Source organism: Pseudomonas sp. SCPG-7 (assembly GCF_002156405.1).
GTDB lineage: Bacteria > Pseudomonadota > Gammaproteobacteria > Pseudomonadales > Pseudomonadaceae > Aquipseudomonas > Aquipseudomonas parakoreensis.
The window spans coordinates 64,272-86,846 of sequence record NZ_MVOO01000011.1; the positions used below are offsets into that span (position 1 = coordinate 64,272).

Genomic DNA, 22,575 nt, shown 5'->3' on the forward strand with positions numbered 1-22,575 from the left:
ACGCCGAGAAAAGTCGTAGAAGAACACGACCGCCGTAGCGGCCATATTCAAAGCATTTTCTAGACTACACCCGCAGAGAGTTGAAGCGATGAATCCAGACCAAAGGGAAAGCCTGGAAAGGAAAAACCCCCGTAGATACGGGGGTTTGAGCCTTGTGTCAATCTATGTTCATGAGTGTCAAACTTTATTGTTTTGTGTCAATCTTTATTGTTCAAAGCCACAGGTCAATGTCAGCTGTGGATAACTTATTCCACCGTCACCGACTTCGCCAGGTTACGCGGCTGGTCGACGTCGGTGCCCTTGAGCACCGCGACGTAGTACGACAGCAGTTGCAGCGGGACGGTGTACAAGATCGGCGAAAGAATGTCGTGGATATGCGGCATCTGCACCACGTGGGTGCCTTCGCCGTTGGTCATCCCGGCCTTCTCGTCAGCGAATACGATCAGTTCACCGCCACGGGCACGGACTTCCTGCAGGTTGGACTTGAGCTTCTCCAGCAGTTCGTTATTCGGCGCCACGGTGACCACCGGCATGTCGTTATCCACAAGCGCCAGCGGGCCGTGCTTCAGTTCACCAGCCGGGTAGGCTTCGGCGTGGATGTAGGAGATTTCCTTGAGCTTCAAGGCACCTTCCATCGCCACCGGGAATTGCGCACCACGGCCGAGGAACAGGGTGTGGTTCTTCTCGGCGAACAGTTCGGCGATTTTTTCCACGGTGCTGTCCATGGCCAGTGCCTCACCCAGACGGGTCGGCAGGCGACGCAACTCTTCCACCAGCGTGGCTTCAACGTCTTTACCCAGCGTGCCGCGCACCTGCCCCAGCGACAGGGTCAGCAACAGCAGGCCGACCAGTTGCGTGGTGAACGCCTTGGTCGAAGCCACACCGATTTCGCGACCAGCCTGAGTCAGCAGGGTCAGGTCGGACTCACGCACCAGCGAACTGATGCCCACATTGCAGATTGCCAGGCTGGCGAGGAAGCCCAGCTCTTTGGCGTTGCGCAGCGCGGCCAGGGTGTCGGCGGTTTCGCCGGACTGCGAGATAGTGACGAACAGGGTATCCGGCTGCACCACCACCTTGCGGTAGCGGAACTCGCTGGCGACTTCGACCTGGCACGGAATACCGGCCAGTTCTTCGAGCCAGTAACGCGCAACCATGCCGGCGTGGTAACTGGTACCGCAGGCGACGATCTGCACATTGCGCACTTTGGCGAACAATTCGGCAGCCTGTGGGCCGAAGGCCTGCACCAGCACTTGATTGTTGCTCAGACGACCTTCGAGGGTACGCTGCACCACGACGGGCTGTTCGTGGATTTCCTTGAGCATGTAATGGCGGAATTCGCCCTTGTCGGCGGCTTCGGCACCATCGCTGTACTGCACGGTCTGGCGTTCGACGGCGTTGCCATTGACGTCCCAGATCTGCACATTATCGCGGCGAATTTCGGCGATATCGCCTTCTTCCAGGTACATGAAGCGGTCAGTGACCTGGCGCAGGGCCAACTGGTCGGAGGCGAGGAAGTTCTCACCCAGGCCCAGACCGATCACCAACGGGCTGCCACTGCGCGCGGCAACCAGACGATCCGGCTGTTGTGCGTTGATCACGGCCAGACCGTAGGCGCCGTGCAGCTCTTTGACGGTGGCTTTCAGCGCGACGGTCAGGTCAGGCTGATCCTTGAGTTTGTGGCTCAGCAGGTGCGCGATGACTTCGGTATCGGTGTCCGAAGTGAACACGTAACCCAGCGCTTTCAGTTGCTCACGCAGGGCTTCGTGGTTCTCGATGATGCCGTTGTGCACCACGGCGATATCACCGGAGAAATGCGGGTGCGCGTTACGCTCGCATGGTGCACCGTGGGTCGCCCAACGGGTGTGGGCGATACCGAGACGGCCAACCAGCGGCTGTGCGGCCAATGCTGCTTCCAGCTCGCTGACCTTGCCCGGGCGGCGCATGCGCTCGAGCTTTTCGTCGTTGGTGAAAACTGCCACCCCGGCACTGTCATAGCCGCGGTATTCAAGGCGCTTGAGGCCTTCAAGCAGGATGGCGGTGATGTTACGTTCAGCAACTGCGCCGACAATTCCACACATGCTTATTTCTCCTGACTGACAGCCGCGCAAATCAATGTGATACCGCGGGCCTGAATCTGATCGCGGGCCTCTTGTGGCAGGCGATCATCGGTAATGAGGGTATGGACGCTGCTCCACGGCAGCTCCAGGTTGGGAATCTTGCGGCCGATCTTGTCGGCCTCGACCATCACGATCACTTCCCGCGCCACTTCCGCCATCACCCGGCTCAAACCGAGCAACTCGTTGAATGTGGTGGTACCGCGCACCAGATCGATGCCATCGGCGCCGATAAACAACTGGTCGAAGTCGTAAGAGCGTAGTACCTGCTCCGCCACCTGGCCCTGGAAGGACTCCGAATGCGGATCCCAGGTGCCGCCAGTCATCAGCAGCACCGGCTCGTGCTCGAGTTCGCTCAAGGCGTTGGCGACATGCAGCGAGTTGGTCATGACGACCAGACCCGGCTGCTGGCCCAGCTCGGGGATCATGGCGGCGGTGGTACTGCCGCTGTCGATGATGATGCGGGCGTGCTCGCGGATACGTTTGACGGCAGCGCGGGCAATCGCCTGTTTGTACTTCGAAACGCTTTGGCCGGGTTCCGCCACCAGCTCCTGCGGCATCGTGATTGCCCCGCCGTAACGGCGCAGCAATAGACCATGGCTTTCCAGCGCAGCCAGATCCTTGCGGATCGTAACTTCCGAGGTTTCGAAGCGCTTGGCCAGTTCATCCACACTGACTTCGCCCTGCTCGTTGAGCAAGGCGAGAATGTTGTGGCGGCGCTGGGGTGTATTGCGTTTCGACATGGCGGCTTAAGTTTCGTTTCGAAAGATAACGTAAGCAATCAAAACCTATTGCCCTTCAATCGTCAAGCTCAGGCCATAAAAAAATCGCAACCCCCGGCACCCTCCTCTATAGGAGCTGCCGAAGGCTGCGATCTTTTGATGTTAAAACTGCTGTGGAAAACTCAGCTCTTCTTGATCTTCTCCGGCCGCTTCCAGCCATCGATATTTTTCTGCCGCGCCCGACCAACGGCCAATTGCGCGTTATCCACATTCTGGGTAATGGTCGAGCCAGCCGCCGTGGTTGCACCGGACGAGATATCCACAGGCGCGACCAGCGAGTTGTTGGAGCCGATGAATACATCTTCGCCCAACACGGTTTTCCATTTGTTGGCGCCATCGTAGTTACAGGTGATGGTGCCGGCGCCAATGTTGGTGCGTGCACCGATTTCCGCGTCGCCCAGGTAGGTCAGATGCCCGGCCTTGGCGCCCTCGCCCATGCGCGCGTTTTTCAGTTCGACAAAGTTACCCACATGCGCGCGCGCTTCCAGAACCGTGCCGGGACGCAAACGGGCGAAAGGACCGGCATCGCTGCCTTCACCCAACACCGCACCTTCGATGTGGCTGTTGGCCTTGATCACCACGCCTTTACGCAGGGTGCTGTCCTTGATCACGCAGTTCGGGCCGATCACCACGTCGTCCTCGATGACAACATTGCCTTCGAGAATCACGTTGACGTCGATCAGCACATCGCGACCGACGGTGACTTCGCCACGCACATCGAAACGCGCCGGGTCACGCAGGGTCACACCTTGCGCCATCAGGCGGCGGCCGGCGCGCAGCTGGTAATGACGCTCCAGTTCCGACAGTTGCTTGCGATCATTGGCGCCTTGCACTTCCATCGGGTCGTGTGGCTGCTCAGTGGCCACCACCAGACCATCGTTGACCGCCATTTCGATCACGTCGGTCAGGTAGTACTCACCTTGTGCGTTGTTGTTTGACAGGCGGCTCATCCAGTCGGCCAAACGATTGGCCGGGACAGCCAGGATGCCGGTATTACCTTCGGTGATCGCGCGCTGGGCTTCGCTGGCATCTTTGTGTTCGACGATGGCAGCAACCTTGCCGTCAGCGCCGCGCACGATGCGGCCGTAACCGGTCGGGTCTTCCAGCTCAACGGTCAGAAGGCCCATCTGCCCCGGTACGACGTGCTTGAGCAGACGCTGCAGGGTTTCGACTTCGATCAAAGGCACGTCACCGTAAAGGATCAGTACGGTATCAGCACTGATGAACGGGACCGCCTGAGCCGTGGCATGTCCTGTGCCCAATTGCTTGTCCTGCAGGACGAAATTCAGGTCGTCAGCCGCCAGACGTTCGCGCACCACGTCGGCACCGTGGCCGATCACCACATGAATGCGCTGTGGATCGAGCTGCCGTGCACTGTGGATAACATGCCCAAGCATGGAGTTGCCGGCAACCGGGTGCAGCACTTTCGGCAACGCCGATCGCATACGGGTGCCTTGACCGGCCGCGAGAATAACGATTTCGAGAGACATGACTGGCTACCAATCCTGGGCGGTCAGCAACTGCGACCGGGTTGTAAAAATCGGAAAAGAAAAAAGGGTAGCCGAGGCTACCCTTTTTTATCAATCGCACAACAATTGGCTGACGGATTAACCGCCAAACTTCTTGCGGATCTGCTGGACGGTGCGCAGCTGAGCTGCAGCCTCGGCCAGACGTGCGGACGCAGCTCCGTAATCGAAATCTGCGCTCTTCTCGTGCAGAGCAGCTTCGGCAGCCTTGAGGGCTGCTTGAGCCTGAGCTTCATCCAGGTCGGCGGCACGTTGCACGGTATCGGCAAGCACCTTGACCATGTTCGGCTGAACCTCGAGGAAACCACCGGAGATGTAGAACACCTCGGCTTCCCCGCCTTGCTTGATCAGGCGGATCGGACCTGGCTTCAGATTAGTGATCAGCGGCGCGTGACCCAGAGCGATACCAAGATCACCCAGTGCACCGTGCGCAATCACCATCTCGACCAGGCCGGAAAAGATTTCCCCTTCCGCGCTGACGATATCGCAATGGACTGTCATAGCCATCTGATTGCCTCAACCTAAATTAGCGCCCGTTGCCGGGCGCCGGGATTACAGTTTCTTGGCTTTCTCGATCGCTTCTTCGATGCCGCCAACCATGTAGAACGCTTGTTCTGGCAGGTGGTCGTAGTCACCGTTGAGGATGCCTTTGAAGCCAGCAATGGTGTCTTTCAGGGAAACGTATTTACCCGAAGCACCGGTGAAGACTTCAGCCACGAAGAACGGCTGCGACAAGAAGCGCTGGATCTTACGAGCACGGTTTACCAACTGCTTGTCGGCTTCCGACAGCTCGTCCATACCCAGGATCGCAATGATGTCCTTCAGCTCTTTGTAGCGCTGCAGCACGTACTGAACACCGCGAGCGGTTTCGTAGTGGTCGTTGCCGATCACGTTCGGATCCAGCTGACGCGAAGTCGAGTCCAGTGGGTCTACCGCTGGGTAGATACCCAGGGAAGCGATGTCACGGGACAGAACGACGGTGGCGTCCAAGTGGGCGAAGGTGGTCGCTGGCGACGGGTCAGTCAAGTCGTCCGCAGGTACGTATACCGCCTGGATCGAAGTAATCGAACCTTGCTTGGTCGAAGTGATGCGCTCTTGCAGCACGCCCATCTCTTCAGCCAGAGTCGGCTGGTAACCTACTGCCGAAGGCATACGGCCCAGCAGTGCGGATACTTCAGTACCGGCCAGGGTGTAACGATAGATGTTGTCGACGAACAGCAGAACGTCGTTACCTTCGTCACGGAACTTCTCGGCCATGGTCAGGCCGGTCAGTGCTACGCGCAGACGGTTTCCCGGCGGCTCGTTCATCTGACCGTAAACCAGGGCCACTTTGTCCAGAACGTTGGAGTCCTTCATCTCGTGGTAGAAGTCGTTACCCTCACGAGTACGCTCGCCCACACCGGCGAACACGGAATAACCGCTGTGCTCGATGGCGATGTTACGGATCAGTTCCATCATGTTTACGGTTTTGCCTACACCGGCACCACCGAACAGACCGACTTTACCGCCCTTGGCGAACGGGCAAACCAGGTCGATAACCTTAATGCCGGTTTCCAGCAGCTCGTTGCCGCCAGCTTGTTCAGCGAAGGAAGGAGCGGCGCGGTGAATACCCCAGCGCTCTTCTTCGCCGATCGGGCCAGCTTCGTCGATCGGGTTGCCCAGTACGTCCATGATCCGGCCCAGAGTCGCTTTACCGACCGGTACGGAGATGGCTGCGCCAGTGTTGTTGACGTCCAGACCGCGCTTCAAGCCTTCGGTCGAGCCCATCGCAATGGTACGTACCACGCCGTCGCCCAGCTGCTGCTGAACTTCCAGAGTGGTTTCGGCGCCTTGAACCTTCAAGGCGTCGTAGATGCTCGGTACGCTGTCGCGTGGGAATTCCACGTCGATAACGGCGCCGATGATTTGAACGATACGTCCGCTACTCATAGCTGGATCCTCTGAATATTTGAACCGTTAAACCGCGGCAGCGCCGCCGACGATTTCCGAGATCTCTTGGGTGATCGCAGCCTGACGCGCCTTGTTGTAGATCAGCTGCAAATCGCTGATCAAATCACCGGCGTTGTCGGTAGCGTTCTTCATCGCGATCATCCGCGCAGCTTGTTCGGCCGCGTTGTTCTCGACCACCGCCTGGTACACCTGCGACTCCACGTAGCGCACCATCAAGCCGTCTAGCAGCTCTTTGGCGTCTGGTTCGTAGAGGTAGTCCCAGTGGTGCTTGAGTTCTTGATCCGGGGTCGCCACCAGTGGAATCAACTGCTCCACGGTAGGCTGTTGCGTCATGGTGTTGATGAACTTGTTGGATACCACGGACAGGCGGTCAATACGGCCGTCCAGGTAGGCATCCAGCATCACCTTAACGCTGCCGATCAGATCATTGATCGACGGCTCTTCACCCAGGTGGCTGATAGCTGCAACGACGTTACCGCCGAAGTTGCGGAAAAAGGCCGCACCCTTGCTACCAACAACACACAGATCAATCTCGACGCCGTTTTCGCGGTTTACCGCCATGTCCTTGACCAGGGCCTTGAACAGGTTGGTGTTCAAGCCGCCGCACAGACCACGGTCACTGCTCACTACGACATAACCGACGCGCTTTACTTCACGGTCGATCATGAACGGGTGGCGGTATTCCGGGTTGGCGTTGGCCAGATGCCCAATTACCTGGCGGATACGTTCCGCATAAGGACGGCTAGCAGCCATGCGCATTTGTGCCTTGCGCATTTTGCTGACCGCCACTTTTTCCATGGCGCTGGTAATTTTTTGCGTGCTTTTGATGCTCGCAATCTTACTGCGAATCTCTTTTGCGCCTGCCATGTAACACCTATCAGGTTAGCAAGCGGGAGCCTTGCGGCTCCCGCTGCGGCTTACCAGGTTTGGGTGGCCTTGAACTTCTCGATACCGGCTTTGAGGCCAGCGTCGATTTCGTCATTGAAGTCACCTTTAACGTTGATCTTGGCCATCAAATCGGCGTGATCGCGGTTGAAGAAAGCAATCAGCGCTTGTTCGAAGCTGCCGATCTTGGCGATTTCAATGTCAGTCAGGAACCCACGCTCAGCGGCATACAGCGACAGCGCCATGTCAGCGATCGACATCGGTGCGTATTGCTTCTGCTTCATCAGCTCGGTAACGCGCTGACCATGCTCAAGTTGCTTGCGGGTCGCTTCGTCCAGGTCAGAAGCGAACTGGGCGAATGCCGCCAGTTCACGGTACTGAGCCAGAGCGGTACGGATACCACCGGACAGCTTCTTGATGATCTTGGTCTGAGCGGCACCACCCACACGGGATACCGAAACACCGGCGTTCACTGCAGGGCGGATGCCCGAGTTGAACATGGCCGATTCCAGGAAGATCTGACCGTCGGTGATGGAAATCACGTTGGTCGGAACGAACGCGGAAACGTCGCCAGCCTGGGTTTCGATGATCGGCAGTGCGGTCAGGGAACCGGTTTTGCCGGTCACTGCGCCGTTGGTGAACTTCTCTACGTACTCTTCCGAAACGCGGGATGCGCGCTCCAGCAGACGGGAGTGGAGATAGAACACGTCGCCTGGGTAAGCTTCACGGCCTGGTGGACGGCGCAGCAGCAGGGAAATCTGGCGGTAAGCCACTGCTTGCTTGGACAGATCGTCATAAACGATCAGCGCGTCTTCACCGCGGTCGCGGAAGAATTCACCCATGGTGCAACCGGAGTACGGAGCCAGGAATTGCAGTGCTGCAGATTCCGAAGCGCTCGCTGCAACGATGATGGTGTTAGCCAGTGCACCGTTTTCTTCCAGCTTGCGAACCACGTTGGCGATGGTCGACTGCTTCTGACCGATTGCCACGTAGACGCAGAAAATGCCGCTGTCTTTCTGGTTGATGATCGCGTCGATCGCCAGAGCGGTTTTACCGATCTGACGGTCACCGATGATCAGCTCACGCTGGCCACGGCCGACAGGGATCATGGCATCGACAGCCTTGTAGCCAGTCTGTACAGGCTGGTCTACCGACTTACGCCAGATCACGCCCGGTGCAACTTTCTCGACCGCGTCGGTCTCGGTGTTGCCCAGTGGACCTTTGCCGTCAACAGGGTTACCCAGTGCGTCGACTACGCGACCCAGCAGTTCCTTACCTACCGGAACTTCGAGGATGCGGCCGGTGCACTTGGCGCTCATGCCTTCAGCCAGACTGGTGTATGCGCCCAGTACAACGGCACCTACGGAGTCTTGCTCCAGGTTGAGGGCCATACCGTAGACGCCGCCCGGAAACTCGATCATCTCGCCGTACATGACGTCGGCCAGACCGTGAATCCGCACGATGCCGTCAGATACGCTGACGACAGTGCCTTCGTTACGGGCTTGGGAGGTCACATCGAGCTTTTCGATGCGGCCCTTGATAATTTCACTTATTTCGGAAGGATTGAGTTGCTGCATTGCTCTGCTGCCCCTTCAAACTCAAGATTTCAATGCTTCGGCAAGTTTCGCGATTTTGCCGCGAATCGAGCCATCGATAACCAGGTCGCCGGCGCGGATAACGACACCACCTATTAGGGCAGCATCCTCCGCAACTTGCAGGCGCACTTCCCGGTTGAGTCGTGCACTGAGAACCTTGGCGAGTTTGTCTTGCTGTTCTTGGTTCAATGCAAAAGCACTGGTCACTTCAACGTCTACCGATTTCTCTTGCTCGGCCTTGTACAGGTCGAAAAGAGCGGCGATCTCCGGCAGAAGCGGGAGACGGTCGTTTTCGGCAACGACATTGATGAAATTCTGTGCCTTGGCATCGAACTTGTCGCCGCACACGTCAATGAACGTGGCGGCCTTTTCTGCGCTCGTCAGTCGCGGGGCCTTGAGCACGCGCTGCATGGTGTCGTCTTGCGACACCGCTGCTGCCAGGCCGAGCATGGCTGACCAATTGGCCAGTTGCTGGTGGGCCTGAGCGTGCTCGAAGGCCGCCTTAGCGTAAGGTCGGGCCAACGTGGTCAGTTCTGCCATGATCGCCCTCGCTTAGATTTCAGCAGCCAGTTGGTTAACCAGCTCTGCGTGCGCGTTTTGATCGATTGTGGCACCCAGGATCTTCTCGGCGCCGCCGACAGCCAGCAAGCCCACTTGGGCGCGCAGCTTGTCTTTGACACTGTTCAGTTCCTGTTCGATCTCGGCTTGAGCCTGAACCTTCACACGGTCAGCGTCGATACGGGCTTTTTCAACAGCCTCTTCAACGATCTGGTTACCGCGTTTCTTGGCTTGCTCGATGATTTCAGCTGCCTGAGCTTTCGCTTCGCGCAGTTGCTGACCCGCTTTCTCTTGGGCCAACTCCAGGTCGCGAGCTGCACGGCTGGCAGCGTCCAGACCATCAGCGATCTTCTTTTGACGTTCGTGCAGAGCAGCGATGACCGGAGGCCATACGAACTTCATGCAGAACAGTACAAAAATCAGGAACGCAACGGACTGGCCAATCAGGGTCGCATTAATGTTCACGCCAACACCTCGCAGTTACGTTGTCCATCACACCAAATTACTCGGAAGAATCCGGGTAATTAGCCAGCGATCTGACCAACGAACGGGTTCGCAAAGGTGAAGAACAGAGCGATACCAACACCGATCATGGTTACGGCGTCGAGCAGACCGGCAACGATGAACATTTTAACTTGCAGCATTGGAACCATTTCTGGCTGGCGCGCTGCGCCTTCCAGGAACTTGCCGCCCAGCAGGCCGAAACCAATTGCGGTACCCAGTGCGCCCAGGCCGATCAACAGTGCAACAGCGATAGCGGTTAGACCAACTACAGTTTCCATCTTTCCTCCCGACTTTTACGTCGTATGGTTTAGGTTTTTTAGATTAAAGCGGTAAAACAAATCGTTTCAGAGGCCCGGTTAAGAGCCCCCTCCCGTTTGACCGGGAGGGACATCAGATCAGCCGAGGCTGCTCTTAATGGTTTTCTTCGTGCGCCATCGACAGGTAGACGATGGTCAGCATCATGAAGATGAACGCCTGCAGGGTGATGATCAGGATGTGGAACACAGCCCACGCCCACTGCAGAACAACGCCCAGGCCACTCAGCCAGAGCAGGCCGCTGCCGAACATCACAGCGATCAGAATGAACACCAGCTCGCCGGCATACATGTTGCCGAACAGACGCAGGGCCAGAGAGATCGGCTTGGCGATCAGGGTCACGAATTCCAGCAGGAAGTTCACCGGGATCAGCAGGGCCTGAACGAAGATGTTCTTGCTGCCGAACGGGTGCAGGGTCAGTTCGCCGATGAAGCCGCCGATGCCCTTGACCTTGATGCTATAGAAAATGATCAGTGCGAAAACCGAGAACGCCATGCCCAGGGTCGCGTTCGGGTCGGTGGTCGACACGGCACGGAACGGGATGTGGTGGTCGCCGGTGATCAGGATGGCCAGCTGAGGAATCCAGTCGACCGGTACCAGGTCGACGGCGTTCATCAGGAACACCCAGACGAAGATGGTCAGTGCCAACGGTGCGATCACCGGGCTACGGCCATGGAAGCTGTCTTTCACGCTGCCATCGACGAATTCGACCAATACTTCAACGAAGTTCTGCAAAGCACCTGGCTGACCCGATGTTGCTTTCTTTGCCGCCATGCGGAAAAGGAAAACGAAGATCAGACCCAGCGCGACCGACCAGCCGAGGGTATCGACGTGGAAAGCCCAGAAGCCCATTTCCTTGGCTTCTGCTGCGGTATGGGCAAAGCCCCAGCCGCCGTTAGGTAGCTGACCGAAGGTCAGGTTCTGCAAGTGGTGCTGGATATAGCCCGAAGCGGTTGTTTCTGCCATGGTTGCCTCAAACGCCCTAAGGTCTCGAAAGTCTTGTTCTCATCAGCAGGGGAGCGAACCAGCTGACCGACTGAGTCAGCACGAAAGCGCCGAATACTGCGATCGGCGCCAATGGCTTCACACCTGCAAACACCAGTGCAAACAGCACTGCCGTCAAAATCAGTTTGCCTGCCTCGCCGGCATAAAATGACCGGACGATGGACTGGGCTGCTCGGGCGCCGGAAAACCGAAATGCCTTGTGAGCGAAATAAACATTGGGCAGCAAGGCTATCAGGCCTCCGCAAAGTCCCGAGTATCCGGCAACGACTCCGTGCCATTGCCAGAGCGCCAAAGCGGCAATGAGCAAAATGACAAATTGAGCCATCAACACCGGAAAAACCGCCAGGCGATGGAACGGCAGGCGGTTTGGCTTGCGGGTTTCCATCACGTTTGCTCTCCAATGGTCGGCTGCCAGAATTCAATAACTTGGCATAATTTGTGCCGACAAAATGCGCGCAGAGTATAGGGGCGGTTCTGCCCCTATTCAACTGTCAGGTAGTGATTTCCGACTGCGCGCTACATGAGGAAATGTTTCAGCGGATGTGTGCGAGCACACCTTGAAGCTCATCGAGGGAGTTGTAACCGATCACCAGCTGACCTTTTCCCTTCTTGCCGTGGCGAATCTGCACCGCAGAGCCTAGGCGCTCGGCCAGACGCTGTTCGAGCCGGGCGATATCCGGGTCGGGTTTGGCCGCTTCCACAGGCTCCGGTTTGCCACTCAACCACTGACGAACCAGTGCCTCGGTTTGGCGCACAGTCAGGCCGCGTGCGACAACATGTCGCGCCCCTTCCACCTGCTGATTGTCCGGCAGACCGAGCAAAGCACGGGCATGACCCATTTCCAGGTCACCGTGGGACAGCATGGTCTTGATGACTTCCGGCAGTGCAATAAGTCGCAACAGGTTAGCCACAGTCACGCGGGACTTACCCACAGCCTCGGCCACCTGCTGTTGAGTGAGCTGGAATTCCTGCTGCAGACGCTGCAAGGCGACGGCTTCCTCAATCGGGTTCAGGTCTTCACGCTGGATGTTCTCGATCAGCGCAATGGCGATCGCGGTCTCATCCGGCACATCACGAACCATCGCCGGAATGGTTTCCTGGCCGGCCTGCTGGCTGGCGCGCCAGCGGCGTTCACCGGCGATGATTTCGAAGCGGCCACCGCCAATCGGGCGCACCACGATCGGCTGCATCACGCCTTGCGCCTTGATCGACTGCGCCAGCTCTTCCAGCGCTTGCGGATCCATGTCGCGGCGTGGCTGGTATTTTCCACGCTGCAGCAGGTCCAACGGCAGATGTTGCAGTTCACGGGTATCGGCCTGCGCCGCCTGTTCTTCCAGCGCGCTGACGGTCGGACCACTCAGCAGTGCATCCAGTCCACGTCCGAGACCTCGTTTCTTGACGGCCATGGGGATTCCTTAAGTTGGCTGGGCAGCGGCGATGCGTGAATTTTTGCGCTGACGGCGAACCATCTCGCCCGCCAGGGCCAAATAGGCCAGCGCGCCGCGCGATTGCTTGTCGTAGGCCAGTGCCGGCATACCGTAGCTCGGTGCTTCGGCCAGGCGGATGTTGCGCGGGATCACCGTGTCGTACAGCTGCTCGCCAAAGTGTTCCTTCAGCTGCGCCGAAACATCGTTCATCAGGCTCAGCCGCGGGTCGTACATGGTGCGCAGCAGACCTTCGACCTTGAGGTTGGGGTTCAGCAATTCGGCGATGCGCTTGATGTTATCCACAAGGTCGCTCAAGCCTTCGAGCGCAAAGTATTCGCACTGCATGGGGATAATCACCCCGTCAGCGGCGACCAGTGCGTTCAATGTGAGCATCGACAGCGACGGCGGGCAGTCGATCAAAATGTAATCGTAGTTTTCACGGATCGGCGCCAGCGCGCTGCGCAGACGGCTTTCCTTCATCTGCATTTCCAGCAGGACCACTTCGGCCGCAGTCAGGTCGCGGTTGGCCGGCAGCAGTTGATAACCGCCGTGCTCGGAGAAGTGCATGGCCTGGGCCAGATCGCATTCGCCGATCAGCAGGTCGTAGACCGAGTTTTCCAGGCCATGTTTATCCACACCGCTACCCATGGTGGCGTTGCCCTGTGGATCGAGATCGATCAACAGCACCCGGCGCTTGGTCGCGACCAGGGATGCTGCGAGGTTGATGCAGGTGGTGGTCTTGCCCACACCACCCTTCTGGTTCGCTATCGCGAATACCTTAGCCATTCTTGCTTGTGTTCCCAATCATGCCGTGCGGCGCAGTATCAGCAGATGGCGTTGGCCTTGGCAACCGGGGACGGCCAGGGCGTGTTCGCTATCGAGTTTGAAGTCTGCCGGCAATGCTACCAGCTCATCGGCCGGATGAACGCCCTTCATTGCCAGCCAGCGCGTGTCGGCATCGCCGAGGTGGCGAGTCCAGTTGGTGAAGTTCTCCATGCTGCTGAATGCCCGGGAAATGATCCCGTTGAATGGCTGGGCAGGCTGGAAAGCTTCGACGCGACTGTGGATAACTTGCAGGTTATCCAGTTTGAGTTCGAGTTTGACCTGAGTCAGGAAGCGGGTTTTCTTGCCGTTGCTGTCCAGACAGGTGACGTGCGAGTCCGGATACAGGATCGCCAACGGGATCCCCGGCATGCCGCCGCCGCTGCCGACGTCGAGCCAACGGCCGTTTTCGATGAACGACATAACGCTCAAGCTATCGAGCAAATGCCGCGAAACCATTTCGTCAGGATCGCGAACTGCAGTCAGGTTGTAGGCCTGGTTCCATTTGATCAACAGGGCCAGGTAACCCAGCAGCAATTCGTGCTGGGCTGCGCTGAGATTGACACCGAGCTCGCGGGCTCCTGTGGATAACTCTTCGGCGTGTTGCGAAGTGACCTTAGAACTCAAGCGCTTTGCTCCAACTGACGGCCCGCGCCGCGTTTTTTCAAATGAATCATCAACAGCGAAATCGCTGCCGGGGTCACGCCCGGGATCCGCGAAGCCTGGCCGAGCGTCTCCGGACGCGTCGCACCGAGCTTGCTCTGGATCTCCTTGGAGAGACCGGAAATGTTGGTGTAATCGATATCCACAGGCAGTTTCGTGTCTTCACTGGCGCGCAGACGGGCGATTTCGTCCTGTTGACGGTCGATGTAACCGGCGTATTTGGTCTTGATTTCAACCTGTTCGGCGACCTGTGGATCTTCGGCGCCCTGTCCGGTCACTTCGACCAGACCAGCGTAGTCGATTTCCGGACGGCTCAAGAGGTTGAGCAAGTTGTATTCGTGAGTCAGCGGTGTGCCGAATTTTTCCGCAATCGCATCACCCTGCTGCGTGCCCGGGCGAACCCAGGTGCTTTTCAGGCGCTGCTCTTCCAGTTCGATGTTTTCGCGCTTCTTGCAGAACGCCGCCCAACGCGCGTCATCGACCAGACCCAGTTCGCGGCCTTTTTCGGTCAGACGCAGGTCGGCGTTGTCTTCACGCAGGATCAGGCGGTACTCGGCACGGGAAGTGAACATGCGGTACGGCTCTTGGGTACCGAGGGTGATCAGGTCGTCGACCAGTACGCCGATGTACGCCTCATCGCGGCGCGGGCACCAGGCTTCTTTGCCCTTGGCGCGCAGCGCAGCGTTGGCCCCGGCAAGCAAACCTTGGGCACCGGCTTCTTCGTAACCGGTGGTGCCGTTGATTTGCCCGGCGAAGAACAGACCGCCGATGACTTTGGTTTCCAGGCTGTACTTCAGGTCGCGCGGATCGAAGTAGTCGTACTCGATCGCATAACCCGGACGCACGATGTGCGCGTTTTCCATGCCGCGAATCGATTGCACGATCTGCAATTGCACGTCGAACGGCAGGCTTGTGGATATCCCGTTCGGATACAGCTCGTGGGTGGTCAGGCCTTCCGGCTCGATGAACACCTGATGGCTTTCCTTGTCGGCAAAGCGATGAATCTTGTCTTCGATCGATGGGCAGTAACGCGGGCCGATGCCCTCGATCTCGCCGACAGCGGAATACATCGGCGAACGGTCGAGGTTCGCCGCAATGATTTCGTGGGTGCGGGCGTTGGTGTGAGTAATCCAGCAACTGACCTGGCGTGGATGCTGTTCCTTGTTGCCCATGAACGACATCACCGGGATCGGCGTATCGCCTGGTTGCTCGGTCATCACCGAGAAATCCACAGACTTGCCATCGATACGCGGTGGGGTACCGGTTTTCAGGCGACCGACACGCAGCGGCAGTTCACGCAGACGATGTGCGAGGGCAATCGATGGCGGATCACCGGCACGACCGCCGGAGAAGTTCTGCAAACCGATGTGGATAAGTCCACCGAGGAACGTTCCGGTGGTCAGTACCACGGAATCGGCGAAGAAGCGCAGACCCATTTGTGTGACCACACCACGCACCTGTTCCTGCTCGACGATCAAGTCGTCAGCAGCCTGCTGAAATATCCACAGGTTCGGCTGGTTTTCCAGGATTTCGCGGACAGCGGCCTTGTACAGAATCCGGTCCGCCTGGGCACGGGTTGCACGCACGGCCGGGCCTTTACGGCTGTTCAACACACGAAACTGGATACCGCCCAGGTCGGTTGCCACGGCCATCGCGCCGCCGAGGGCATCGATTTCCTTGACCAGATGGCTTTTGCCAATGCCACCGATGGCCGGGTTGCAGCTCATGGCACCGAGGGTTTCCACGTTATGCGTCAGCAACAGGGTTTTTGCCCCCATACGTGCTGAGGCCAGTGCTGCCTCGGTACCGGCATGACCGCCGCCGATGACGATCACTTCAAAACGGGAAGGGAAATCCACCACGCACCTCGTGCCTGCTTAAGTAGGTCATTCAGGAATAGTTTGAGATCAGGTTTCTGAACCTGGTCGACAAGTATAGGGACTTCGCCCTTCCTAAAGAACCCTTTGCACAAAATTTAACCAGCTGTGGAGAACTCGAGATCAAAAGAATAAAAAAGAGAGAAATTTATAAAACCTTTGTTTTTATGTTTATTCTTACTGACCATCCTTTCTGTGGATAGATCGCTACAGGCTATATATTTCAATGTGTACAGCGTTTAAAAACCCTGTGACCAGGTGCCAATGAGGCCCTTGGATAACCGGTTTAAGCCTGTGGATGAATGAGGTGGTTATCCACAGAGGCAGTTATATCCAGTTTTGGCGCCCTGTTATCAACTGTCCTCAGTGGCAGTTATTCACAGGGCTTAATCCACAGAAATCCGCTGAGTGACTGTACGACGGCCGAGTGAAATCCGCTGAGGGAGAGGGAATCTGCCCGGCACTGGAGAAAGGAATTGGAAATGAGGGTGCAGACAGGCCGCGAATGGGCCTGTCTGCTTACAGCAGAGGGCTTATTTACCGATACAGAAGCTGGAAAAGATCCGGCCGAGCAGGTCATCGGAGCTGAATGCCCCGGTGATTTCGCCCAGTGAGTGCTGTGCCTGACGCAAATCTTCGGCCAGCAGTTCACCGGCACCTGCCAGCGTCAGCTGTGCACGACCATGTTCCAGCGCTTCACTGGCATGGCGCAGTGCTTCCAGATGGCGGCGACGGGCACTGAAGCTGCTTTCCGAGGTTTGCTCATAGCCCATGCAGGCCTTGAGGTGGTCGCGCAGCAATTCCAGACCTTCGCCGGCGGATTTGGCGCTGAGGCTGATGGTCACGTGGCCATCGTCACTGACTTCCAGGGCAATCGTCTCACCCGTCAGGTCAGCCTTGTTGCGGATCAAGGTGACTTTGGCCGGATCTGGCCGGGTTTCGAGGAATTCCGGCCACAGGGCAAACGGATCAGCCGCTTCCGGCGCAGTGGCATCGACCACCAGCAACACCCGGTCGGCTTCAGTGATCGCCTTCAGCGCTCGTTCAACACCAATCTTTTCCACTTGATCATCGGTATCGCGCAGACCGGCGGTGTCCACCACGTGCAACGGCATGCCATCAATGTGGATATGTTCGCGCAGAATGTCCCGCGTGGTACCGGCGATCTCAGTCACGATCGCGGCTTCACGTCCCGCCAGGGCATTCAACAGGCTGGACTTGCCGGCATTCGGACGACCGGCAATCACTACGGTCATACCGTCGCGCAACAAGGCACCCTGTCCGGCTTCCCGCAGCACAGTGGATAACTCTTCACGTACCTTGTCCAGCATGCTCAACACATGGCCATCGGCAAGAAAGTCGATTTCCTCTTCCGGAAAGTCGATGGCAGCTTCCACGTAGATGCGCAGGCCGATCAGTTGTTCAGTGAGGTTATGCACACGCTGGGAAAACGCTCCCTGCAGCGAGCGCAAGGCATTGCGTGCAGCCTGTGCAGAACTGGCTTCGATCAGATCGGCAATCGCCTCGGCCTGAGCCAGGTCGAGTTTATCGTTGAGGAACGCGCGCTCGCTGAATTCGCCGGGGCGGGCCAGACGGCAACCCAGTTCCAGGCAACGCTTGAGCAACATATCCAGAACAATCGGGCCGCCGTGGCCCTGCAGCTCCAGCACGTCTTCGCCGGTGAACGAGTTCGGCCCCGGGAAATACAGAGCCAGTCCTTCGTCCAGCACTTGCTGATCATCACTGAAAAACGGACCGTAATGCGCGTAACGCGGTTTCAGTTCACGGCCGCTGATGGCTTTGGCTGCGACGCTGGCCAACGGCCCGGAAATACGGACGATGCCGACACCGCCGCGACCTTGAGCGGTGGCGACAGCGGCGATGGTTTCACGAGGTGCGCTCATAAACCGGAATCCAGACAAAAGTGGCAGATAGCAAAACGCCCCACTAGGGGGCGTTTTGAGTGGTGTTATCCACAGAGTAAGTTACGCCTCGGCTTTTTTCGTCGCCGCTTCGATCTTACGCGTGATGTACCACTGTTGGGCAATCGACAGGCAGTTGTTCACAACCCAGTACAGCACCAGACCAGCCGGGAACCACAGGAAGAAGAAGGTGAAGATGATTGGCATCATTTTCATGACCTTCGCCTGCATCGGATCCGGTGGAGTCGGATTCAAACGCTGCTGAATGAACATGGTCGCGCCCATGATGATCGGCAGGATGAAGAATGGATCCTTGATCGACAGGTCAGTGATCCACAGCATGAATGGCGCTTGGCGCATTTCCACGCTTTCCAGCAGAACCCAGTACAGCGAAAGGAAAACCGGCATCTGCACGAGGATCGGCAAGCAGCCGCCCAGCGGATTGATCTTCTCTTTCTTGTACAGCTCCATCATGGCTTGCGACATTTTCTGCCGGTCATCGCCATGTTGCTCTTTCAATGCAGCCAGTTTCGGCGCAACGGCACGCATGCGCGCCATGGATTTGTAGCTGGCGGCCGACAGCGGGAAGAAGATCCCTTTGATCAGCATGGTCAGGAAGATAATCGACCAGCCCCAGTTACCCACAATCGCGTGAATGTGTTGCAGCAGCCAGAAGATCGGTTGAGCGATGAACCACAGAATGCCGTAGTCGACCGTCAGTTCCAGACCTGGGGACAACTGTTTCAGCACGGCCTGGCTTTTCGGCCCGGCGTACAGAATGGCGCTGGTTTCAACTTTCGCACCCGGTGCAGCGGTCAGCGAAGGACCGGTGTAACCGATGATGTAGTTGCCTTTGCTGTCTTTACGCGTCTGAACGATGTTGTTTTCGCCTTTCGGCGCAACCCACGCAGTCACGAAGTAATGCTGCAGCCAGGCTACCCAGCCACCGGTGACGGTTTCCTTGAGCTGACCTTTATCCATGTCTTTCATGGACACTTTCTTGTACGGCTCGGAACTTGTCCACAGGGCAGCGCCCAGGTAAGTCGCAGTGCCGGTGGCAGTGGTCGACGAAGGGTCGGCACTGGCATCGCGCTTCAGCTGGGCGAACATCGAACCCGACCAAGGCTGAGCGCTCTGGTTATCCACAAGGTAGGTCACGGTCACGTCATACAGGCCGCGTTTCAGAGTGAAACGCTTGATGTAATTGACGCCGTCCTTGCTGAACTTCAGGTCGACAACCAGTTGATCCTGACCGTCAGCCAGTTGATAACTTTTCTTCTCCGAAGCATAAACAGGACGACCGGCCGGGCTTGCGTCCGGACCGTTGGTGCCGATCAGGCCGCTTTGTGCCAGATAAGTACGTTCGCCGCCGTTGTCGAACAGCTGGAACGGTACATCAGGACGATCCTGACGACGTGGATACAGTGGCAAAGTCAGTTGAGCAACGTCACCGCCCTGTGGATCGATCGCCAGATCGAGCACGTCGGTTTTGACCTGGATCAGATCCTTGCTGGCAGCGACTGGCGTTTCCACAGGTGCGCTGGTATCGCTGGCGGCACGCGGAATATCGTCACTGGCGGAAGCGTTATTGCCAGGAACGGTGTCCGGCAAACCGGATGCAGTCGTACTGGAAGCAACATTCTGAGTCGGCAGGGCAGCCTGGCCATAATCCTGGTTCCATTTAAGAACCATGACGTAGGACACGATTGCCAGGGCGACGATCAGGATCGTGCGTTTGATATCCATGATTACTCGGCCATCGAAGAAGAACGGGAGGTAGGGATAGGTGGAACCGGGTCATAACCACCGGGATTCCACGGATGACAGCGACCTAAACGACGAAAGGTCAGCCAGCCACCGCGCAGAAGGCCATGATTTTCGATGGCTTCATACGCGTAGCAAGAACAACTGGGGTAGAAACGACAGTGATTGGCCATCAAAGGACTAATGGCGTAGCGATAAAACTGGATCGGAACGAGGGCCAGTTTACGCATCTGGACTGTCTACCCCTACAGTTTCGGTTTTGACTGCTGAAACTGGCTTGTTACGGGCCAGGCGCTTCCAGAGTTTGCCGAAATGCTGAATCAATTCGGGGTTTTCTACGTCGCCCAAACCTTTGCGCGCGACGATAACGATGTCCCAGCCGACCAGAGAATCCTGGTGCAGACGGAACGATTCGCGCATCAGACGTTTGAGGCGATTGCGCTCAACGGAGAGCTTTACGCTCTTTTTCCCGATAACCAGCCCGAGACGGGGGTGATCAAGATCGTTGTTGCGCGCAAGGAGCAGGAGATTTTTCCCCGGAACCTTGCCGGTAGGGGAGTCAAAGACTGCCTTGAAATGCCGGGGGGTAAGCAGACGCTTTTCCCGACTGAAGTCCTGACTCACCTCCAGTACCGGATTATCAAACTGCCAGACGCGCACGACCTTTGGCGCGACGACGCGACAGGACAGCGCGACCGTTCTTGGTAGCCATGCGAGCACGGAAACCGTGGGTACGAGCGCGTTTGATAGTGCTTGGTTGGAAAGTACGTTTCATGTCGTGTTACCTGGTTCGTCCACAACGGGCCGGAATGGCCCCCGTTTTAAGAGACCGGGGATTCTAGAGAAAGCAAGCCCTCAGGTCAATTTCCAACCAGCGTTTCCTTATAAATAGATCTCTGGAGCTTGCGGAAGCGAAATCCTGTTTGCCAGACATAAAAATAAAGAAAGGAATTATTTAAAGCTTTTCTGTAAAGCTTGTAAAAGCTAGGGCGCCCCTCTTCTGTGGATAACCATGCTCAGCCCTTATAAAGCTTGATGTACAGAGAATGACAACTACAGTGGAAAACCGTGTTCAGCCTGTGCTGCGCTGTCGGATAACCTGTGTGTGGAATGGCCTGTTATCCACAGGCTGGTTATCCACCGAGTTCCACCCCCAGTTGTCCAGTGCCCTCAGAGGCGGTTATCCACAGAGCTTATGCACACACCGTTGGTCGCCTTTTTACCGGTTAACGCATTGATTAATCATGGTCACCACACAACCTGCATGTGGATAAGTGGACGGCTCGCCGCTACAATGGCCGCTTGTTTTTGCCTCACCGGCTTTCAACTTAGGGGATATCCGTGTCAGTGGAACTTTGGCAGCAGTGCGTGGAGCTTTTGCGCGAAGAGCTGCCTGCCCAACAATTCAACACCTGGATCCGTCCACTACAGGTCGAAGCCGAAGGCGACGAGTTGCGCGTCTACGCACCGAACCGTTTTGTGCTGGACTGGGTCAACGAAAAGTACCTCGGTCGCGTCCTTGAACTGCTGGATGAGCACGGCAACGGAATGGCGCCAGCGCTTTCCTTATTAATAGGCAGCAAACGCAGCTCGGCACCGCGTGCCGCGCCGAATGCGCCGTTGGCCGCTGCGCAGGTGTCCCAGGCGCAGGCCAATACCGCGCCGGCCAGCGCGCCAGCCCCGGCTCCAAGTGCAGCTCCGGCCAAGCGCTCGACGCAGAAAACCGAGGAAGTCAGTGAAGAGCCGTCCCGCGACAGCTTTGACCCGATGGCCGGTGCGGCTTCGCAACAGGCCCCGGTTCGCGCCGAACAGCGCACAGTGCAGGTCGAAGGCGCGCTCAAGCACACCAGTTACCTGAACCGCACCTTCACTTTCGAGAATTTCGTCGAAGGCAAGTCCAACCAGCTCGCCCGCGCGGCGGCCTGGCAGGTGGCGGACAATCCCAAGCACGGTTACAACCCGCTGTTCCTGTATGGCGGCGTCGGCCTGGGTAAAACCCACTTGATGCACGCGGTGGGTAACCATCTATTAAAGAAGAACCCGAATGCCAAGGTCGTGTACCTGCATTCCGAGCGTTTCGTGGCCGACATGGTCAAGGCGCTGCAACTGAACGCGATCAACGAGTTCAAGCGTTTTTACCGTTCGGTGGACGCCCTGCTGATCGACGACATTCAGTTCTTCGCCCGTAAAGAGCGTTCCCAGGAAGAGTTTTTCCACACCTTCAACGCCCTGCTTGAAGGTGGCCAGCAGGTCATTCTCACCAGTGACCGCTACCCGAAAGAAATCGAAGGCCTTGAAGAGCGCCTCAAGTCCCGCTTCGGCTGGGGCCTGACGGTTGCCGTCGAGCCGCCGGAGCTGGAAACCCGCGTGGCGATCTTGATGAAGAAGGCTGATCAGGCCAAAGTCGAGTTGCCTCACGATGCGGCTTTTTTCATCGCCCAACGAATTCGTTCCAACGTCCGTGAGCTGGAAGGCGCGCTGAAACGCGTGATCGCCCACTCGCACTTCATGGGCCGCGACATCACCATCGAGTTGATCCGCGAATCCCTGAAGGACTTGTTGGCACTGCAGGACAAACTGGTCTCTGTGGATAACATTCAGCGCACCGTCGCCGAGTACTACAAGATCAAGATTTCCGACCTGCTGTCCAAGCGTCGTTCGCGCTCGGTGGCACGTCCGCGTCAGGTGGCCATGGCATTGTCCAAGGAGCTGACCAACCACAGCCTGCCGGAAATCGGCGATGTGTTTGGTGGTCGCGACCACACGACGGTGTTGCACGCCTGCCGCAAGATCAACGAACTTAAGGAATCCGACGCGGACATCCGCGAGGACTACAAGAACCTGCTGCGTACACTGACCACTTGAT

At 57.5% G+C, this 22,575-nt stretch carries 22 protein-coding genes; 1 reads left to right on the forward strand and 21 read right to left on the reverse strand.

Translation table 11 applies throughout. The annotated features are described in order from the left end of the window. Window positions 1–245 precede the first annotated feature (245 nt). The 21 genes from glmS to rpmH all read right to left on the reverse strand — a co-directional run bounded on the left by glmS (window position 246) and on the right by rpmH (window position 20,484). Window positions 246–2,078: a glutamine--fructose-6-phosphate transaminase (isomerizing) gene (gene glmS / locus B1722_RS20010; protein WP_007960788.1), complete on the reverse strand. Its 1,833-nt coding sequence runs from the start codon at window positions 2,076–2,078 to the stop codon at window positions 246–248. 2 nt (window positions 2,079–2,080) lie between these two features. Continuing rightward, window positions 2,081–2,857, reverse strand: coding sequence for a DeoR/GlpR family DNA-binding transcription regulator (locus B1722_RS20015; RefSeq protein ID WP_041073573.1), 777 nt, complete (start codon window positions 2,855–2,857; stop codon window positions 2,081–2,083). Window positions 2,858–3,018: 161 nt separating this feature from the next. Beyond that, window positions 3,019–4,386 (reverse strand): bifunctional UDP-N-acetylglucosamine diphosphorylase/glucosamine-1-phosphate N-acetyltransferase GlmU, encoded by a 1,368-nt coding sequence (glmU, locus tag B1722_RS20020; protein ID WP_041073575.1) that lies wholly within the window; start codon window positions 4,384–4,386, stop codon window positions 3,019–3,021. 117 nt (window positions 4,387–4,503) lie between these two features. Continuing rightward, a complete protein-coding gene (locus B1722_RS20025) occupies window positions 4,504–4,929 on the reverse strand; it encodes a F0F1 ATP synthase subunit epsilon (RefSeq protein ID WP_007954164.1) in 426 nt (141 codons plus the stop codon). Window positions 4,930–4,974: 45 nt separating this feature from the next. Beyond that, complete coding sequence (atpD, locus tag B1722_RS20030) at window positions 4,975–6,351, reverse strand: F0F1 ATP synthase subunit beta (RefSeq protein ID WP_007954162.1); 1,377 nt, start codon at window positions 6,349–6,351, stop codon at window positions 4,975–4,977. Between the two features lie 27 nt (window positions 6,352–6,378). Then, a complete protein-coding gene (gene atpG / locus B1722_RS20035; protein ID WP_007954161.1) occupies window positions 6,379–7,239 on the reverse strand; it encodes a F0F1 ATP synthase subunit gamma in 861 nt (286 codons plus the stop codon). 50 nt (window positions 7,240–7,289) lie between these two features. Next, complete coding sequence (gene atpA / locus B1722_RS20040; protein WP_041073579.1) at window positions 7,290–8,834, reverse strand: F0F1 ATP synthase subunit alpha; 1,545 nt, start codon at window positions 8,832–8,834, stop codon at window positions 7,290–7,292. 21 nt (window positions 8,835–8,855) lie between these two features. Further along, complete coding sequence (locus tag B1722_RS20045; protein ID WP_007911956.1) at window positions 8,856–9,392, reverse strand: F0F1 ATP synthase subunit delta; 537 nt, start codon at window positions 9,390–9,392, stop codon at window positions 8,856–8,858. Between the two features lie 12 nt (window positions 9,393–9,404). After that, window positions 9,405–9,875: a F0F1 ATP synthase subunit B gene (locus tag B1722_RS20050; RefSeq protein ID WP_011336718.1), complete on the reverse strand. Its 471-nt coding sequence runs from the start codon at window positions 9,873–9,875 to the stop codon at window positions 9,405–9,407. A gap of 59 nt (window positions 9,876–9,934) precedes the next feature. After that, entirely contained in the window at window positions 9,935–10,192 is a 258-nt protein-coding gene (gene atpE / locus B1722_RS20055; protein ID WP_003097235.1) for a F0F1 ATP synthase subunit C, read from the reverse strand. 133 nt (window positions 10,193–10,325) lie between these two features. After that, the gene (atpB, locus tag B1722_RS20060; protein WP_007960779.1) at window positions 10,326–11,195 is read right to left on the reverse strand and encodes a F0F1 ATP synthase subunit A; all 870 of its coding nucleotides are present in this window, start codon (window positions 11,193–11,195) and stop codon (window positions 10,326–10,328) included. Window positions 11,196–11,211: 16 nt separating this feature from the next. Beyond that, window positions 11,212–11,619: a F0F1 ATP synthase subunit I gene (locus tag B1722_RS20065; RefSeq protein WP_003229783.1), complete on the reverse strand. Its 408-nt coding sequence runs from the start codon at window positions 11,617–11,619 to the stop codon at window positions 11,212–11,214. A gap of 148 nt (window positions 11,620–11,767) precedes the next feature. Continuing rightward, window positions 11,768–12,640 (reverse strand): ParB/RepB/Spo0J family partition protein, encoded by an 873-nt coding sequence (locus B1722_RS20070; RefSeq protein ID WP_007960777.1) that lies wholly within the window; start codon window positions 12,638–12,640, stop codon window positions 11,768–11,770. Between the two features lie 9 nt (window positions 12,641–12,649). Continuing rightward, window positions 12,650–13,447, reverse strand: coding sequence for a ParA family protein (locus B1722_RS20075; protein ID WP_041073588.1), 798 nt, complete (start codon window positions 13,445–13,447; stop codon window positions 12,650–12,652). Window positions 13,448–13,465: 18 nt separating this feature from the next. Continuing rightward, window positions 13,466–14,110 carry a 16S rRNA (guanine(527)-N(7))-methyltransferase RsmG gene (gene rsmG / locus B1722_RS20080; RefSeq protein ID WP_086794059.1) on the reverse strand — a complete coding sequence of 215 codons (645 nt, stop codon included), beginning with the start codon at window positions 14,108–14,110 and terminating at the stop codon, window positions 13,466–13,468. Then, window positions 14,107–16,005 carry a tRNA uridine-5-carboxymethylaminomethyl(34) synthesis enzyme MnmG gene (mnmG, locus tag B1722_RS20085; protein WP_041073592.1) on the reverse strand — a complete coding sequence of 633 codons (1,899 nt, stop codon included), beginning with the start codon at window positions 16,003–16,005 and terminating at the stop codon, window positions 14,107–14,109. The genes rsmG and mnmG overlap by 4 nt, the downstream gene beginning before the upstream one ends. A gap of 551 nt (window positions 16,006–16,556) precedes the next feature. Next, window positions 16,557–17,927 (reverse strand): tRNA uridine-5-carboxymethylaminomethyl(34) synthesis GTPase MnmE, encoded by a 1,371-nt coding sequence (gene mnmE, locus B1722_RS20095; protein ID WP_086794061.1) that lies wholly within the window; start codon window positions 17,925–17,927, stop codon window positions 16,557–16,559. An 81-nt stretch (window positions 17,928–18,008) separates the two neighbouring features. Continuing rightward, window positions 18,009–19,691: a membrane protein insertase YidC gene (gene yidC / locus B1722_RS20100; protein ID WP_027610285.1), complete on the reverse strand. Its 1,683-nt coding sequence runs from the start codon at window positions 19,689–19,691 to the stop codon at window positions 18,009–18,011. A gap of 2 nt (window positions 19,692–19,693) precedes the next feature. Continuing rightward, window positions 19,694–19,939: a membrane protein insertion efficiency factor YidD gene (gene yidD, locus B1722_RS20105; RefSeq protein WP_080921994.1), complete on the reverse strand. Its 246-nt coding sequence runs from the start codon at window positions 19,937–19,939 to the stop codon at window positions 19,694–19,696. Next, a complete protein-coding gene (gene rnpA, locus B1722_RS20110; RefSeq protein ID WP_218191430.1) occupies window positions 19,932–20,333 on the reverse strand; it encodes a ribonuclease P protein component in 402 nt (133 codons plus the stop codon). Before rnpA ends, yidD begins: the two co-directional genes overlap by 8 nt. Before the next feature lie 16 nt (window positions 20,334–20,349). Continuing rightward, entirely contained in the window at window positions 20,350–20,484 is a 135-nt protein-coding gene (rpmH, locus tag B1722_RS20115) for a 50S ribosomal protein L34 (protein WP_003213577.1), read from the reverse strand. A gap of 566 nt (window positions 20,485–21,050) precedes the next feature. On the opposite strand from rpmH, the gene dnaA reads away from it, so the two are divergent. Beyond that, window positions 21,051–22,574, forward strand: a complete 1,524-nt coding sequence (dnaA, locus tag B1722_RS20120; RefSeq protein WP_041073598.1) for a chromosomal replication initiator protein DnaA — start codon at window positions 21,051–21,053, stop codon at window positions 22,572–22,574. Window position 22,575: the final 1 nt, after the last annotated feature.

Bases quoted from the DNA above. Each gene is read 5' to 3' on its own strand.
- glmS (WP_007960788.1), bottom strand. From the start codon at position 2,078: ATGTGTGGAATTGTCGGCGCAGTTGCTGAACGTAACATCACCGCCATC.
- B1722_RS20015 (WP_041073573.1), bottom strand. From the start codon at position 2,857: ATGTCGAAACGCAATACACCCCAGCGCCGCCACAACATTCTCGCCTTG.
- glmU (WP_041073575.1), bottom strand. From the start codon at position 4,386: ATGTCTCTCGAAATCGTTATTCTCGCGGCCGGTCAAGGCACCCGTATG.
- B1722_RS20025 (WP_007954164.1), bottom strand. From the start codon at position 4,929: ATGGCTATGACAGTCCATTGCGATATCGTCAGCGCGGAAGGGGAAATC.
- atpD (WP_007954162.1), bottom strand. From the start codon at position 6,351: ATGAGTAGCGGACGTATCGTTCAAATCATCGGCGCCGTTATCGACGTG.
- atpG (WP_007954161.1), bottom strand. From the start codon at position 7,239: ATGGCAGGCGCAAAAGAGATTCGCAGTAAGATTGCGAGCATCAAAAGC.
- atpA (WP_041073579.1), bottom strand. From the start codon at position 8,834: ATGCAGCAACTCAATCCTTCCGAAATAAGTGAAATTATCAAGGGCCGC.
- B1722_RS20045 (WP_007911956.1), bottom strand. From the start codon at position 9,392: ATGGCAGAACTGACCACGTTGGCCCGACCTTACGCTAAGGCGGCCTTC.
- atpE (WP_003097235.1), bottom strand. From the start codon at position 10,192: ATGGAAACTGTAGTTGGTCTAACCGCTATCGCTGTTGCACTGTTGATC.
- atpB (WP_007960779.1), bottom strand. From the start codon at position 11,195: ATGGCAGAAACAACCGCTTCGGGCTATATCCAGCACCACTTGCAGAAC.
- B1722_RS20065 (WP_003229783.1), bottom strand. From the start codon at position 11,619: ATGGAAACCCGCAAGCCAAACCGCCTGCCGTTCCATCGCCTGGCGGTT.
- B1722_RS20070 (WP_007960777.1), bottom strand. From the start codon at position 12,640: ATGGCCGTCAAGAAACGAGGTCTCGGACGTGGACTGGATGCACTGCTG.
- B1722_RS20075 (WP_041073588.1), bottom strand. From the start codon at position 13,447: ATGGCTAAGGTATTCGCGATAGCGAACCAGAAGGGTGGTGTGGGCAAG.
- mnmE (WP_086794061.1), bottom strand. From the start codon at position 17,927: ATGAGCGCACCTCGTGAAACCATCGCCGCTGTCGCCACCGCTCAAGGT.
- yidC (WP_027610285.1), bottom strand. From the start codon at position 19,691: ATGGATATCAAACGCACGATCCTGATCGTCGCCCTGGCAATCGTGTCC.
- yidD (WP_080921994.1), bottom strand. From the start codon at position 19,939: ATGCGTAAACTGGCCCTCGTTCCGATCCAGTTTTATCGCTACGCCATT.
- rpmH (WP_003213577.1), bottom strand. From the start codon at position 20,484: ATGAAACGTACTTTCCAACCAAGCACTATCAAACGCGCTCGTACCCAC.